General features: G+C 66.4%; 20 protein-coding genes and 1 tRNA gene. 9 read left to right on the forward strand and 12 right to left on the reverse strand.

The genetic code is table 11. The features are described from left to right. The first annotated feature begins 1 nt into the window (after position 1). The 8 genes from tolQ to queC all read left to right on the forward strand — a co-directional run bounded on the left by tolQ (position 2) and on the right by queC (position 6,872). Positions 2-781, forward strand: a complete 780-nt coding sequence (gene tolQ, locus O0K41_RS11535) for a protein TolQ (protein WP_005410752.1) — start codon at positions 2-4, stop codon at positions 779-781. A gap of 24 nt (positions 782-805) precedes the next feature. Then, the gene (gene tolR, locus O0K41_RS11540; protein ID WP_005410751.1) at positions 806-1,234 is read left to right on the forward strand and encodes a protein TolR; all 429 of its coding nucleotides are present in this window, start codon (positions 806-808) and stop codon (positions 1,232-1,234) included. Continuing rightward, positions 1,224-2,279, forward strand: a complete 1,056-nt coding sequence (gene tolA, locus O0K41_RS11545; RefSeq protein WP_049449192.1) for a cell envelope integrity protein TolA — start codon at positions 1,224-1,226, stop codon at positions 2,277-2,279. The genes tolR and tolA overlap by 11 nt, the downstream gene beginning before the upstream one ends. A gap of 283 nt (positions 2,280-2,562) precedes the next feature. Beyond that, positions 2,563-3,882, forward strand: a complete 1,320-nt coding sequence (gene tolB, locus O0K41_RS11550) for a Tol-Pal system beta propeller repeat protein TolB (RefSeq protein ID WP_049449191.1) — start codon at positions 2,563-2,565, stop codon at positions 3,880-3,882. 64 nt (positions 3,883-3,946) lie between these two features. Then, positions 3,947-4,465, forward strand: coding sequence for a peptidoglycan-associated lipoprotein Pal (gene pal / locus O0K41_RS11555; protein ID WP_005410748.1), 519 nt, complete (start codon positions 3,947-3,949; stop codon positions 4,463-4,465). Positions 4,466-4,468: 3 nt separating this feature from the next. Then, on the forward strand, positions 4,469-5,287 hold the full coding sequence (ybgF, locus tag O0K41_RS11560) for a tol-pal system protein YbgF (RefSeq protein ID WP_005414274.1): 819 nt from the start codon (positions 4,469-4,471) through the stop codon (positions 5,285-5,287). 139 nt (positions 5,288-5,426) lie between these two features. Beyond that, positions 5,427-6,128, forward strand: coding sequence for a 7-carboxy-7-deazaguanine synthase QueE (queE, locus tag O0K41_RS11565; RefSeq protein ID WP_049449190.1), 702 nt, complete (start codon positions 5,427-5,429; stop codon positions 6,126-6,128). Positions 6,129-6,206: 78 nt separating this feature from the next. Beyond that, on the forward strand, positions 6,207-6,872 hold the full coding sequence (gene queC / locus O0K41_RS11570; protein ID WP_005410745.1) for a 7-cyano-7-deazaguanine synthase QueC: 666 nt from the start codon (positions 6,207-6,209) through the stop codon (positions 6,870-6,872). A 183-nt stretch (positions 6,873-7,055) separates the two neighbouring features. Here the strand turns inward: queC and O0K41_RS11575 are convergent, their stop codons facing one another. Continuing rightward, the gene (locus O0K41_RS11575; protein WP_164222514.1) at positions 7,056-8,012 is read right to left on the reverse strand and encodes a DUF2268 domain-containing putative Zn-dependent protease; all 957 of its coding nucleotides are present in this window, start codon (positions 8,010-8,012) and stop codon (positions 7,056-7,058) included. A 178-nt stretch (positions 8,013-8,190) separates the two neighbouring features. On the opposite strand from O0K41_RS11575, the gene O0K41_RS11580 reads away from it, so the two are divergent. Further along, positions 8,191-8,266 (forward strand) — tRNA-Lys (locus O0K41_RS11580). Between the two features lie 73 nt (positions 8,267-8,339). Here the strand turns inward: O0K41_RS11580 and O0K41_RS11585 are convergent. The 11 genes from O0K41_RS11585 to O0K41_RS11635 form a co-directional block, all read right to left on the reverse strand. Continuing rightward, a complete protein-coding gene (locus tag O0K41_RS11585; RefSeq protein ID WP_164222522.1) occupies positions 8,340-9,392 on the reverse strand; it encodes a tyrosine-type recombinase/integrase in 1,053 nt (350 codons plus the stop codon). Positions 9,393-9,611: 219 nt separating this feature from the next. Beyond that, the gene (locus tag O0K41_RS11590; RefSeq protein ID WP_164222512.1) at positions 9,612-9,902 is read right to left on the reverse strand and encodes a hypothetical protein; all 291 of its coding nucleotides are present in this window, start codon (positions 9,900-9,902) and stop codon (positions 9,612-9,614) included. Continuing rightward, on the reverse strand, positions 9,899-10,480 hold the full coding sequence (locus O0K41_RS11595) for a hypothetical protein (RefSeq protein ID WP_164222510.1): 582 nt from the start codon (positions 10,478-10,480) through the stop codon (positions 9,899-9,901). Before O0K41_RS11595 ends, O0K41_RS11590 begins: the two co-directional genes overlap by 4 nt. 11 nt (positions 10,481-10,491) lie before the next feature. Continuing rightward, positions 10,492-10,704, reverse strand: a complete 213-nt coding sequence (locus O0K41_RS11600) for a hypothetical protein (RefSeq protein WP_100437563.1) — start codon at positions 10,702-10,704, stop codon at positions 10,492-10,494. Further along, positions 10,701-10,985, reverse strand: coding sequence for a hypothetical protein (locus tag O0K41_RS11605; protein WP_100438680.1), 285 nt, complete (start codon positions 10,983-10,985; stop codon positions 10,701-10,703). The genes O0K41_RS11600 and O0K41_RS11605 overlap by 4 nt, the downstream gene beginning before the upstream one ends. Beyond that, a complete protein-coding gene (locus tag O0K41_RS11610; protein ID WP_204310900.1) occupies positions 10,975-11,637 on the reverse strand; it encodes a hypothetical protein in 663 nt (220 codons plus the stop codon). Before O0K41_RS11610 ends, O0K41_RS11605 begins: the two co-directional genes overlap by 11 nt. Before the next feature lie 29 nt (positions 11,638-11,666). Next, positions 11,667-12,029 (reverse strand): hypothetical protein, encoded by a 363-nt coding sequence (locus O0K41_RS11615; RefSeq protein ID WP_164222509.1) that lies wholly within the window; start codon positions 12,027-12,029, stop codon positions 11,667-11,669. Then, positions 12,022-13,065 carry a hypothetical protein gene (locus tag O0K41_RS11620; RefSeq protein WP_164222440.1) on the reverse strand — a complete coding sequence of 348 codons (1,044 nt, stop codon included), beginning with the start codon at positions 13,063-13,065 and terminating at the stop codon, positions 12,022-12,024. Before O0K41_RS11620 ends, O0K41_RS11615 begins: the two co-directional genes overlap by 8 nt. Further along, complete coding sequence (locus O0K41_RS11625; RefSeq protein WP_164222507.1) at positions 13,062-13,274, reverse strand: hypothetical protein; 213 nt, start codon at positions 13,272-13,274, stop codon at positions 13,062-13,064. Before O0K41_RS11625 ends, O0K41_RS11620 begins: the two co-directional genes overlap by 4 nt. Before the next feature lie 3 nt (positions 13,275-13,277). After that, the gene (locus O0K41_RS11630) at positions 13,278-13,661 is read right to left on the reverse strand and encodes a hypothetical protein (protein WP_164222505.1); all 384 of its coding nucleotides are present in this window, start codon (positions 13,659-13,661) and stop codon (positions 13,278-13,280) included. Positions 13,662-13,742: 81 nt separating this feature from the next. Continuing rightward, positions 13,743-13,985: a hypothetical protein gene (locus O0K41_RS11635; RefSeq protein WP_164222503.1), complete on the reverse strand. Its 243-nt coding sequence runs from the start codon at positions 13,983-13,985 to the stop codon at positions 13,743-13,745. Positions 13,986-14,054 lie beyond the last annotated feature (69 nt).

Consider the following 14,054-nt stretch of genomic DNA (forward strand, 5'->3'; position numbering starts at 1 on the left):
GATGATCGCAACGCTCCTGGCCCTGCAGGCCACGGTCACCGAGGCACTGCCGGCCGACGTCAGCAACGCCGCGACACAGACCCTTGCCCAGGCCACCACCGGCGGCGGCATCAACTACCTCGAACTGATGGCCAAGGCCAGCCTGCCGGTGAAGATCATCGTGCTGCTGCTGCTGGTCGGCTCGTTCGTCAGCTGGGTGATCATTTTCCGCAAGGCCCGCGTGTTCAAGCAGGCCACCCGCGAAGCCGACGAGTTCGAGAACCGCTTCTGGTCCGGCGCGGACCTGGGCAAGCTGTACAGCGCGGCCACCGACCGCAGCCGCAGCGTGACCGGCCTGGAAGCCATCTTCGAAGCAGGGTTCCGCGAATACACCCGCCTGCGTGACAAGCGCCGCCTGGATGGCCGCGCACAGCTGGAAGGCGCGCAGCGCGCGATGCGCACCACCTATACCCGCGAAGTGGACCAGCTCGAGCGCAACCTGGAACTGCTGGCCAACATCGGTTCGACCGCGCCGTACGTGGGCCTGGTCGGCACCGTGTTCGGCATCATGGTGACCATGCACGACATGATCAGCAGTGGTGCGCAGGCCGGCATCGCCGCCGTCGCGCCGGGCATCTCCGAGGCACTGTTCGCTACCGCCATCGGCCTGTTCGTGGCGATCCCGGCGGTGTGGGCCTACAACCGCTTCACCACGCGCGTTGAGCGCATGTCGGTGCGGTTCGAGACCTTTGCCGAAGAGTTCAGCTCCATCCTGCAGCGCCAGAGCGCTGGCGACGAGTAAGCGCCTGACCCGGGAGTCCAAGCCATGTCCGCTGCCATCGGTCGCCGCAAGCGCCGCAAGCTGAAATCGGAAATCAACGTCGTTCCCTACATCGACGTCATGCTGGTGCTGCTGATCATCTTCATGGTCACCGCGCCGCTGCTCACCCTGAGCTTCGACGTCGACCTGCCGCAGTCCAACGCCAAGGCGCTGGAGAGCAAGCAGGACCCGGTGATCGTCTCGGTGCGCCAGGACGGCCAGCTCAGCCTGAAGCTGCCCGATGCCAAGGAACCGACCGCCGTGTCGGCCGAGGAACTGGAAGGCCGCCTGGCCGGCATCGCCGCCCAGGACAAGGGCGTGCGCGTGATCGTCGCCGCCGACCGTGCCGTGGCCTATGAAAAGGTCATTGCCGCGATGGATGTGATCAAGCGCGCCAAGGTAGACAAGGTAGGCCTGGCCACCGATGCACGCTGACGCCCTGCCACCCCCGCATCAGCGCGAACCCGGCTGGGGCCTGCCCCTGGCATTGGCGTTGCTGGTGCACCTGCTGGTCGCGCTGGTCTTCATCGTGGCCTGGTTCTGGTCGCCCGAGCGCAACACCGACGCCGCCGCCGGCGATCCGTCGGTCGAGGCCAGCCTGGCGCTGTCTGCGTCGGAGGCCTCCGCTGCGCGCCAGGCCCTGCGCCAGTCGGAAAAGCTGGAAGACCTGCCGCCGCCGGTGGCCGAGCCCATCCCGGTGCCGGAAGACACCATTCCGCCGCCGCAGCCGATCCCGGAACCGCGCCCGCAGGACGCCCCCACGCCGCAGCAGCAACAGGCGCAGGAGCGTGTCGCGCAGCCGGATACCAAGGATCAGGAAGCGGTGAGTGCGCTGGCCATCTCCCAGGAGAAGGCCAAGCAGGAACAGGAAGCCAAGCGCCGCCAGGAACAGATCGACCTGACCGAACGCAAGCGCCAGGAAGAAGCCGAGCAGAAGCTGCGCCTGGCCAAGCAGCAGGAAGCGGACGAGAAGAAGAAGCAGGCCGAGCAGGAGCGCGCGGCCGCTGACAAGGCCGAGGCCGAGAAGCAGAAGAAGATCGCCGAGATCCGTGCCCGCCGCGAGCAGGCCGAGAAGGAAGCCAAGCTGGCCGAGCAGAAGCTGCGCCAGGTGGCCGCCGCGCGCAATGCCGCCGGCAGTGCCGCTGCCGGTTCCAGTGGTGCCTCGCAGCCGGCCGCCGGTGGCGGTGGCAACAGCGACGACCTTTCGGCCAAGTACGCAGCCGCCATCCAGGCCAAGGTGCTGTCGCAGTGGGTGCGCCCGGATACGGTGCCGTTGGGCCAGCGCTGCCAGATCACCATCACCCAGATTCCGGGTGGCACGGTGATGCAGGCCAAGGTCAGCCCGAACTGCCCGTACGACGAGGCCGGCAAGCGTTCGATCGAGGCCGCCGTGCTCAACGCGCAGCCGCTGCCCTACCGCGGCTTCGAGTCGGTGTTCGCACGCACGCTCAACTTCACCTTCACCGCCCAGGATCGCTGAGGCGGGCAGGGCAGGGTGGCTCTCCGCTGCCCGCGTCCACGGATGTCGCGCTTGCCTCTGGCAGGCCAGGTCTCGACCGGGCAGGCTTTGGGCTGCTGTCGGACACCGCCCCGCAGGGCGGCGTGACGGGGCAGACGGGCGCGATGTTAGCCACGACGTTAACGGTGCGTGAGAGGACGGGCTGGAACTGACCCGGAATTCACGTACCCTTGGTTCATGATTGCGAAGCGGTTCACTGCCGCTTTGTTATCCCTCGTTCCGGTTTCCCCCTATTGAGCGCTCCATGAAAAAGATGCCTCGCTGGCTTGCCGTGTTTGCGGCCCTGTTGCTGCCCTTTGCTGCCGTCGCGCAGCAGAAGGGGCTGGATATCGACATCATCGGCGGCAATGCTTCCGCGCTGCCGATCACCATCGTGCCGATGCCTTACCAGGGGTCGGCGGCTGCACCGCAGACCGACGTCGCCGGCGTGGTCCGTGCCGACCTGGAGCGTTCGGGCCAGTTCCGTACGCTGCCCGAAGCGCAGATCGTCGAGAAGCCGGTGCGCGGCGGCGACATCCAGTTCGCCACCTGGCGCGCGCTGAAGCAGAACTACATCGTGGTCGGCCGCGTGCTCGACGCCGGTGCCGGCGCCTACCGCGTCGAGTACGAACTGTTCGACGTACCCAAGGGCGAGCGCCTGCTGGGCCTGGCGATGACCGCCCGTGGCAACGCCATGCGCGACGTTGCCCACCAGATGGCCGACGCCATCTACGAAAAGATCACCGGTGTGCGCGGCGCCTTCTGGACCCGCATCGCCTACGTGACCGCCAGCGGCAAGGGCGACGCCATGCGCTACGCGCTGATGGTGGCCGACTCCGATGGCTTCAATCCGCAGACCATCGTGCGTTCGGCCGAGCCGCTGCTGTCGCCGTCGTGGAGCCCGGATGGCAGCAAGCTGGCCTACGTCAGCTTCGAGCGTGGCAATTCGGCCATCTACATCCAGAACATCGGTACCGGCGCGCGTGAGCTCGTCACCAGCTTCCGCGGCATCAACAGCGCCCCGGCGTTCTCGCCGGACGGCCGCAAGCTGGCCCTGACCCTGTCGCGTTCGGGCAACCCGGAAATCTACGTGATGGACCTGGGCAGCAAGCAGCTGACCCAGCTGACCAACCACTTCGCCATCGATACCGAGCCGACCTGGGCGCCGGACGGCAGCGCGGTGTACTTCACCTCCGACCGCGGCGGCCGTCCGCAGGTCTACAAGGTCGGCGCGGGCGGCGGCAGCGCCGAGCGCGTGACCTTCCAGGGCAACTACAATGCCAAGCCCTCGGTGTCCTACGACGGCAAGAAGATCGCCGTCGCCCAGGGCTCGGGCAACAGCTACAAGATCGCGGTGATGGACAGCTCGCTGGGTTCGCCGCGCTGGAGCACGCTGTCCCCGGGCTCGCTGGATGAATCGCCGAGCTTTGCGCCCAACGCGAGCATGGTGTTGTACGCCGCCCGCGAAGGTGGCCGTGGTGTGTTGTATGCCGTCTCGGCCGATGCGCGGGTTCGCCAGCGCCTGGTCCTGGCCGATGGTGATGTGCGCGAGCCGGCATGGTCCCCATACCGTACCCAGCGCTAAAAGAGTGTTAATATTTTCGTTGTCTTGAACCCCTCATCGGCCTAGGAGCCACAAAGGTATCGCCATGAACAAGTCCACCCGCGTTCTGCTTGTTTCCCTGCTGTCTGTGGCCGTCCTGGCCGGTTGCTCGAAGAAGGTGAAGGAAGAGCCGGCAGCCCCGGTCGACACCGGCACCTCGACCACCACCCCGACCGGTCCGTCGACCTCGGGCCTGTACGGCCCGGGCGACCTGGATACCGACGCTTGCCTGCGCCAGCGCGTTGTCTACTTCGACCTGGACAAGGAAGACGTGAAGCCGGAATTCCAGGCCATCATGGCGTGCCACGCCAAGTACCTGCGTGACCGTCCGTCCTCGCGCATCACCCTGCAGGGCCACACCGACGAGCGCGGTTCGCGCGCGTACAACCAGGCCCTGGGTGAGCGTCGTGGCAACGGCGTCAACTCGGCCCTGCAGGCCAACGGTGGCTCGGCTTCGCAGCTGACCGTCGTTTCCTACGGTGAAGAGCGTCCGGTCTGCACCGAGTCGAACGAGTCCTGCTGGTCGCAGAACCGTCGCGTCGAAATCGTCTACACCGCGCAGTAATCCATGCGCATTGGCATCAAACTGATGCTGGTCGTTGCGGCAGCCCTCGTGGCTGCCGCACCGGCGCATGCACAGCGACAGAGCCTGGCTGACCGTGTCGGCGCGCTCGAGCAGCAGATGTACAACAACAGTGCCAACCAGGACCTGTTGAACCAGATCAACCAGCTGCGGCAGCAGGTCACCAGCCTGCAGGCCTCGATCGAGCAGTTGCAGCACGACAACGCCCAGCTCAAGCAGTCCGCCCAGGACCAGTACCTGGATCTGGACAGCCGCCTGAACCGGTTGGAAGGGGGCAATGCCGCCCCGGCCCTGCCGCCCGTTCCGGCGAGCGCGCCGAAGGCCGCACCGGCCCCGGCAAAACCCGCAGCGGCGGCCACTTCCGAGCGGCCGCCTTCCGTCCATGGTGATGCCGGCAGCCTTGCCGCCACCGGCGACGAGCGCACCTCCTACAACGTCGCCTTCGATTCGCTGAAGGCCGGCAAGTACGATGATTCGGCGCAGCTGTTCCTGAGCTTCCTGCAGCTGTACCCGAACGGCGTCTACGCGCCGAACGCGCTGTACTGGCTGGGCGAGAGCTACTACGCCACCCGCAATTTCCCGATGGCCGAGACCCAGTTCCGTGAACTGCTCGCGCGCTATCCGACCCACGACAAGGCCGCTGGCGGCCTGCTCAAGGTTGGCCTCTCGCAGTATGGCGAGGGCAAGGTCGACCAGGCCCAGCAGACGCTGGAGAGCGTCGTGGCGCAGTACCCGGGCTCGGACGCCGCGCGCACCGCCCAGGATCGGCTGCAGTCCATCCGCCTCGGCAAGCAGATCCGTTGATCCGCTGACCGGGCGTACAATGCGTACCCTGGCGCCGGGCTGATTTCCGGCAGCCTCCTGTAGAGCCGAGCCCATGCTCGGCTGCTTTCGTTTCCGGCGCCGATAAATCGGTCGCCCGTCCCATGAAGAATTGTTTGCCATGACCGCCGTTACCCCGTCCAACGCCGTCGCTACCCCCAGCGACATCGTGCAGTCGCCGCTGCCGCGCCTGAAGATCACCGAGATCTTCACCTCGCTGCAGGGCGAAGCCGATACCGCCGGCTGGCCGACCGTGTTCGTGCGCCTGACCGGCTGCCCGCTGCGCTGCCAGTACTGCGATACGGCCTATGCCTTCCATGGCGGCACCTGGTGGGACATCGACGACATCGTGGCCGAGGTGCTGGCCCAGGGCGTGCGCCACGTCTGCGTGACCGGCGGCGAGCCGCTGGCGCAGAAGCGCTGCCTGGTGCTGCTGCAGAAGCTGTGCGACGCCGGCATGGACGTCTCGCTGGAAACCTCCGGCGCGCTGGACGTCAGCGCGGTGGACCCGCGTGTATCGCGCGTGGTCGACATCAAGACCCCGGGGTCGGCCGAAGTGGCGCGCAACCGCTGGGAAAACCTGCCGCTGCTGACCGCACGCGACCAGATCAAGTTCGTCATCTGCAGCCGCGGGGACTACGACTGGGCCAAGGCCCTGGTCGCCGAGCACGAGCTGGTGAAGCGCTGCACCGTGTTCTTCTCGCCCAGCAAGGGCGAGGTCACCGCGCGCCAGCTGGCCGACTGGATCGTCGAAGACCGCCTGCCGGTGCGCTTCCAGATGCAGTTGCATAAAATCCTGTGGAACGACGAGCCGGGCCGATGAGCCCGCGCGGCGTTCCCTGATGTAGCTCCGGCGCGGGACAGCGTGCTGGCTTTCCCCTCCCAACCGGATGTTTTACCCATGAAGAAGGCAGTCGTGCTTCTCTCCGGCGGCATGGATTCAGCCGCCGTCATCGCCATGGCCCAGGAACAGGGCTTTGCCGTGCATGCCCTGAGCGTGCGCTATGGCCAGCGCCATACCTCCGAACTGGATGCCGCCGCCCGCGTGGCCAAGGCCCAGGGCGTGGTCGCGCACAAGACCGTGGACGTGGACCTGCGCAGCATCGGTGGCTCGGCGCTCACCGATGACATCGACGTGCCCGAGGCCGGCGGTGCCGGCATTCCGGTCACCTACGTACCGGCGCGCAACACCATCATGCTGTCGCTGGCCCTCGGCTGGGCCGAAGTGCTCGGCGCCAACGACATTTTCTGCGGCGTCAACGCGGTGGATTATTCCGGCTATCCGGACTGCCGCCCCGAGTTCGTGGCCGCGTTCCAAGCGCTGGCCAACCTGGCCACCAAGTCGGGCGTGGAAGGTGCGGGCATCAAGGTACACGCGCCGCTGCAGTTCCTCAGCAAGGGCCAGATCGTCAGCGAAGGCGTGCGCCTGGGCGTGGACTTCGGCCTGACCGTGTCCTGTTACAACGCCGACGCCAACGGCGCCGCCTGCGGCCACTGTGACGCCTGCCGCCTGCGCGCGCAGGGCTTCGCCGAAGCCGGCGTGCCCGACCCGACGCTGTACGCCTGACCGCCCCTGGTAGTGCCGGCCGCTGGCCGGCTTCCCTGATGGGTGTGAATTCCCAGATGGTGGGTGCGAATCGCTCCCTCGGTGGGTGCGAACCGTTGGTTCGCACTGGCTGACTCGCCGGGCAGGTCTGACTCTGGTGGGTGCCAACCTTGGTTGGCACTGTCCGCCAGACACGGCCCGGCGCTACCGTTGCCGCAACCACCCCGATGCTTCAATAAACGCCCGCACCGCCCCCGCATCGGCATAGTCCAGCTCGATCATCCGCGCGATGCCGGCCCTCTCATCGGTCTGCTGGCGCATGTACTCCTGCGCGATGCGGTAGCCGGCGTAGTACCCCACATCACCCACCCCGAACGGATTACCGGCGCTGTTGTACAGCCAGTTGTCCAGATCCCCGCCGCACATTTCAGCGACGAAACGCGCGCGGATTTCCGCTTCGTGCGCGGGCCCGTAGCTGTACAGCGGCAACGCCGGCCGACGCCCGCTCAGCCGTTCGGCCACATACTCCGCCACGCCTTCGCGCACCGCGTACTGCGCCAGGCTGCCGGTAGTCTCGCGCTGCTGGGTATGCACGTACTCGTGCAGGTTGTTCTGCGCGTTGTTCGCCCCCGGACGGCTGTCGTAGAAGATCCGCAGGCGGCTGCGCATCGGCTCCGGCAGCTCGCTCACGTCCACGCGTTCATCGCCCAGCGCCATCTCCGCACCGATCAGTACCTTGTCACCCAGCGTGGTCCCGCCAGTACGCAGCACGCCCACGGCATAGGTGATGGTGGCCGGGCGCAGGGCGGGGTAGAGCGTGCGGAAGGCGGCCAGGTCCCGTTCCAGTGTGGCGCTGGCCTGCTGCGCGTTGGCGGTCAATGGGCGTACCGACGTCCAGAAGCGCGGCCACGCACGCATGGCCTCGGCGTATTCGCGGGCGGTGTAGTTACGGACCTGCATCAGCGCATGCAGGCCGGGGCTGCCTGGATCGATGTAGCGCTCCTGCACCAGTGCGACCTGGCGTTCAACGTCGGGCTCGGCGCGCACAGCGTCATAAGTGGCCCAGAAGCGGCCGATGTCGTCGGTGACGACCTGGGATGGGGCGGCCAGTGCCGCACAGGGCAGCAACAGGGCGGCAATGAGGCAGAAGGGCAGGCGCATCCGTGGCTCCGGGCAGGAATCACAGCTGGGATGCGCGTGAGGCCCAGAAGGTTTAAGCGGGCTCACCAGATCGGGTAGTGCCGGCCGCTGGCCGGCAACCTCGACGCACCAGGGTTTCACCCGGCCCGGCAAAGTAGGGTAGAATGCCCACCCCGCCGAAAGGCTGGGGCAGTGCAATGGGCCGTTAGCTCAGTCGGTAGAGCAGAAGACTTTTAATCTTTTGGTCGAAGGTTCGAATCCTTCACGGCCCACCATTGCTACATAAGGGTTTCAGAGCGATCCGGAGCCCTTTTTGTTTTTCCGCAATCGCCCATCTTTTCCGCAAAACTACTTCGTCGGGGTTACGCGGTCGCCCTTGCGCTTTCGTGTGTAGGTCTCGGTCATTACCACCGACGAGTGACCGAGCTGGCGCTGCGCCTGGCGAATATCTGCGGATGCATCGGCCTTGTCGGTGCCGGCCTTGGCTCGCAGATCGCGGAACTGGAAGGCCGACTTTTCGACGCCAGCGCGGGCGCGCGCTGCATCGAACCTGCTCCGTAGCTGCCCCTTGCTCAAGGGCTGGCCATGCTCATCCAGTAGCAGCGCGGTGTGCACGATGACGGCTCCCGTGTGCTTGCCGCGGCGCTTGAACGTCCTGGCGGCAAACCGCGCCAGAAGCGCTGCCAGCTCACCTTCGATGGCAATGCGCAGCTTGTGCTTGGTCTTGCTCTGGCTGATGTGCAGGAACCCATCGCGCACGTCACGCTGGTCCATGCTGAGCGCATCGGACGGCCGCTGGCCAGTCAGATAGGCCAGATCCAATGCATCACGCAGCGGTTGATCTGCTGCATCCCACACTGCCCGGTACACGTCGTCTTCCACGTACACATCGCGGCCCACTTCACCGTAACCTCGCACGCCCTTGCAAGGGTTCTCCGCGTCGGTGAAGCCCCATTCCCTACACTTGTTCCACATGTGGCTCAGCAGAGCCTTTTCGCGGTTTGCGCTGACCGTGGCCACCGTTCCGTGCTTCGTTCGCCAGTCCATGTACTGGCGAACGTGCAGCGGCCTAATCTTGGCCAGCGGGGCAGGCGGATTGCAGAAGAATTCCTCCAGCTTGGCCAGCTCGGCCAGGTTGACCTTCGCCGTCGATGCCCGCTTCTTCGGGATGACCAGCTGCGCGTAACGCGTGGCTGCATCCTTGAAGGTCACGATCTCCGGCACCTGGGCCTCGGTCGCCACCAACTCCGCCCACTTCCGAACCGCCTCCGGGTAGCTTTTACCCAGCGGAGTTTCGCGCCTCGGCTTGCCGCCGTGGTCGAAGAAGTAATAGACGGTCTTCCCCCGCTTTCGCGGACGCAAGTGGGGTATCGAACCCGGATCCTTTGAGCGTCTTCCCATTACGCCGCCGACCTCAGTGCGTTGCTCGTCCAACCGCCCTCGACCTCTGGCGGCTTCTTCGCTGACCCATCAACGGCCGCCCACATCACGACCGGCCAGCCCGCAGCGTTGATCGTATGCGGGATGCCGTTGCGAGCGAGGTTCTGGATCTGCCTGCGCTTTGTGTGCGCCCCGGTCAGATCGGCCACATCGCCGTGTGCGCCAGGACGCATGATCTTGTCAGCCGCCGACACGGCGCACCTCCCGATGCGAGGCCAGGAGCGGCAGCTGCAGCACGTTCTCTGGCAGTTTCGGCTCCGCCCTGCGCGCGCTGCGCGCCGGACGGTTCAGTCGGCGCCACGCCTCGATGGCCTTGTCGGGATCGGCATGCTTGCTAGTCGACCTGCAGGCGCACTCGACCAGGTGGCCACCGCCGGCGGAGGCGCACCGCTTGTCGTGGATGTGGCGCGCGCGGTGGCCGGCGGCGCAGTTCGGCAACCCTTCCGGGTGGCTGATATGTTCCTGGGTCATGGCTTGTTGCACTCCTCGATGTGGGCCTGGAGCTTTTCCAGGAGGAAGGCGGCTTGCGCTGCACGGTGGCGGCGGTCGTAGGAGTTGAGGTTGGCCGGCGCGTCCCTGAGCCACTGCAGTGGCTGGACCAGCCAGGACGGGTCGAACGGGAGCAGGGTGCGCGGATCGACCTTCTTGTCCGGCGGGAAGCAATCCGGGCCTGCCCAGTCCTGGCTCATGCCGCAGCGCGTGCACTCGTTTCGCTGGAAGTCGTGGACCTTCTCGGGCTGGATTACGCGCGGTGTCTCGAAGAGTGCGCGGACAACGAGCCCACGTTGATGGGCGGCGTAGACGTGCCCTGCGTCGGCCTGCATCCAGCAGCCAGGCCGGTGATCGTCCTTGTTGCGGTACTCCCAGCGCACTGGCTGAGCGGTGTAGAGCGCTTTCAGCAGGGTGTCAGCCCAAGCGCGCACCTCCCGGCCGTCAACAGCGGTGGCTGGATCGACACGCCGCATGGCAGAGACAACTGCGGCGACAGGCGACGATGCCTTGGTGGCCTCGACAGCCGTGGCCGGGGAAATGGGCAGTGGTGCGGTCATGCTCTAATCCTTCAGTTCGTGGCCAGCGCAGCGCGCAGCTGCGGCCAGGCTGCTTTGTAATCGGCGATGAAATCGGCAGGAAAGCTGGACCGCCAGCCGCATCGGCAGCGGAACTGCTCGCCGTCCCAGGTGGTGCGGGGCATGCCAGCGGTGCAGTGAACTTCGCCGCAGTACGGGGTGTATCCCTGACGTGTCAGCAGGTTGTTGCGGACGATGCTGGTCATGCGAACAGGTCCAGTTGGGCCGGCGCGGCTGGCGGTGGTGCTGGTTCATCACGCAGCAGGTCGGCCATGCGGAACGTCACCGCCCATGCGTCCGTGTGGCGGATCAGGTACTGGTTTTCCTGGCACACTGAGATCTTCCCGGCGGAGATCAGGTAGCCGGCGTGCGCCGGTCCCGTGAACCCCTCGTACTCGATGCGCAGGATTTGCTCCCGTCGCCAGCCGGCGCGGAGCTTGCGATCGAGGATCGAGCGGGCAAAGGCTCGGAGCTGATCAGGGCTCATCGCGGCTTTCCTTGGGTGGAATCGGCCCGGTGTGGCGGTAGTCACGGAGCGGGTCGGTAATGAATCGGCCGCGCTCTTGGCGCTGCACGGTGTAGTCGGGGAAAGCCTCGGCGGGCAGGTGGGCGTGGGCTTCGTCCATCAGCGCGACGAAGCGCTCCTGCCACTCCAGTGGCATGGACTGAAGCGTTCGCCGAGGAACGACCAGGTATGCGGCACGGGTCAGGCCGAAGGCATTCCACACGGGGCCATCGGAGTAGGCGGACTGGATCGGCTCGGCTCGGTCCATTGCAGCAGTGAGCAACTGGTCAGCCGCCACACTCGATGCTGACGACGTGCCGCATTCAGCTGTACAGTGCACCACGTCCTCTACCGCGCCCGGCCCATGACCACTCGTGGCTTTCATCGAACCCTGCGCGGTTTCCACGATGGCTACCATTTCGTGCTGACCATCACGAGCAGCGTGGATCAGGTTTTCTCGTACACAGCCGAAGTCGACGGCATCGCTGTCGAGTTGCGATCCGAGGGCGTGATCAGGAGCAAGGGCGACGCTATGCAGCTCGGCATGGCTGCGGTTGAGCGCCACGTGGCGGGCCTTACCACTAAGCGCTGAAGGCGCGCTGGTAGAAGCCGTGGTGAGCAGCTGGTCAGCCATGGGCGTCGCCGAGTCGGTGCTAATCGCTTTCATCGCCAGCCCCTCAGATATTCGCCGAACGTCACGCCACCGTCGTAGCGCAGGAACTGCTGGTAGCGCTGCTGCGACCTGGTCAGTTTCGGCAGCGGTGGCGTGCGTTCCTGCACTGCGGCTCGGCCGGCCTGGGTGACGTTGAACAGGTCGCTGCCGCCGGTGATCGCGTTCCCCGCGCGCTGGACCATGAACCCGCGCGCGACCAGCGCCATGCAGTGCTGGTGGTCGGCGCCGCCTGGGCCGGTGACGAAGTGATTGCGGTAGCTGCGCTCCCAGCCGTGCTCGCCGACGCCCAGGGCGTGGCGGAGGATGTGCAGCTCGGCTTCCGGCAAATCGCCGGCGGTCGTCTGGTCAGCCATTGCCCACCGCCTTGCTGTCGATCAGGGCCAGCAGTTCGCGCAGCTTGCTCCCGATTTCCACGTGAGTGGCAAAGTCGGCCGAACGAGCGGCGTATGCAACCGCCTCGCGGAACAGCCCCAGGTCCACTGCCTGCGCGGGCTGGGCGGCGTTTGCTTCCAGCGCGTCCAACTGCCATTGCGGGATCAGCCATTGCGGGATGAATTCGGCCACGCCGGCAGCGTGGGATTCAGCGCTATGCGGCCAGGGCACCACTTTGGCCTCAATACTGATACCGAGGCGCTCAGCTTGGTCCTTGAACTGCTCGTTGTGCCACGCAGCAGCTTTCTCGGCATGTGCCTTGCTCGGAGCCGGGTGCACGTCATCCATTCCGAGAACATGCAGGCACCACAGCGGTTCCGATCCAGCGAGTTGGAAGGCCACCGGCTCCCCCACCGGCTGGCGGGCGGCGAGGGCGGACAGAACCTCAGCAGCCTTCTTGCAGTCTCGTGCCCGATCTGCCCATTCCGACAGGTGCGGCATGTAGGTGCTGAGGCGGTGCGCGACCTCGCCAATGCTGGCGGCAAGGGCGCTCAGGTCCGCAGCATCTCCCTGACCACCAGGGGAGGGCTGGGCGGAGAGGGCGGCTTGCCATGCGCACCACAAGCCGCGCGTGAAGTCGCTCACGTAGTCGCCAGCTTCATCGCGCTCGACCGGCGCAACGAACCATCGCGCCCACGCCTGAAATTCAAGCCGATCCAGCTCGGCCTGATCCCCCAGCCTCACCCTCCCACCGGGCCGCACGTCCGCCAGGGTGGGGCGAGAACCGTCACCGCGCCATTCGGTGATGGCATTCCAGAAGGCGCGCGCTGCATCGTCCAGATTCGCGCCCTCCGCGATCACAACCTCGCCGCTGGGCTTGATTCGAACCACCTCGGGTTCCCCAAACACCACGTCGGGGGTGTTGCTGGTGAAGCGGACACCGCTGATCAGGCCGTGCTGGTTCACGAGCAGCCGCGCCTTGGTCTGCGGAAGATGGGTCGTGTCGTTGTTGCTCATGCCTGCAAGTCCTTGCTGTTGGTGGAGCGCGCGCCGCGCGCCCTGGCTTCAAGTTGTTCGGCCACGCCGAGGTAGTAGGCGTGCCGTTCCAGACGGATCGATTCGGGGAACTGGAAGTGCTTCAGCGACTCTTCCGCCTGCACGGTCCAGGCGGCTGCCTCGCGCGCTGGGTCGTCATCGAAAATGTCCATCTGGACCGGCTTGGCCATGGATCAGTGCTTGTCGACGGCGCGGTGACGGCTGTAGCCCATGCCTTCGATGGGGATCCCGCACCAGGTGAGGGTGGCGCCGGGGATCGGCTCGGGCTTCGCTTCGCGCCACGGCTGCTTCGAGCCAGCCTTGCGCGCCCGCATCCATGCCGCCTTGGCTTCATCGCGATGCGGCTTCTGCATGCGCGCGAGGATCCGGCGCACGCAGGGCTTCAGGTCGGAAGCCTGCAGAACGATGCGCGGTGGCTGCTGGCCCTTTGCGGTGGCGTAGCCTTCGACGAACCCGGCTACCTGCTCGCGGATCTGCTCGATGCGCGGCAGCTCTCCGTTTTCCTTCTTGGCAAACTTGGGCTCGTGCTGGAAATCGACAACGACTGAATCGGTCATGGCGGATCTCGATGTTGAATGGGTTACCGGCGAGTGGAAGTCCGGCCGGCGCGGAGCCTGGACACCCAGGCGGGCGGTTGCTCAGTGGGTGTCGTCAGCGGCCAGCGGCGCGCGCCGCCGCTCGGCGGTGCGTCGCTGCATTTCGGCCTTGAAGGCTGGCCAGGTGGTCTGGAGGTCTTCCCAGCCGCGCCATGCGAAGAACACGGCGCCGATGGCGCAGGCGAGGGCGACGGCGTCGACCTGGTTGTGCAGTGCCCAAGGGAGCAGTGCGAGGAGCAGGCCGACGACGACGGCGCAGAAGAAGGGCAGGGCCAGGTGGCGCATTACTCGGGCTCCTGTTCGGTAGTGGGGTCGGGGGGGGGGGGGGGCGGGGGGGGGGGGGGGGGGGGGGGG

Origin of the sequence: Stenotrophomonas sp. Sm2128 (assembly GCF_030985535.1) — a bacterium.
GTDB lineage: Bacteria > Pseudomonadota > Gammaproteobacteria > Xanthomonadales > Xanthomonadaceae > Stenotrophomonas > Stenotrophomonas maltophilia.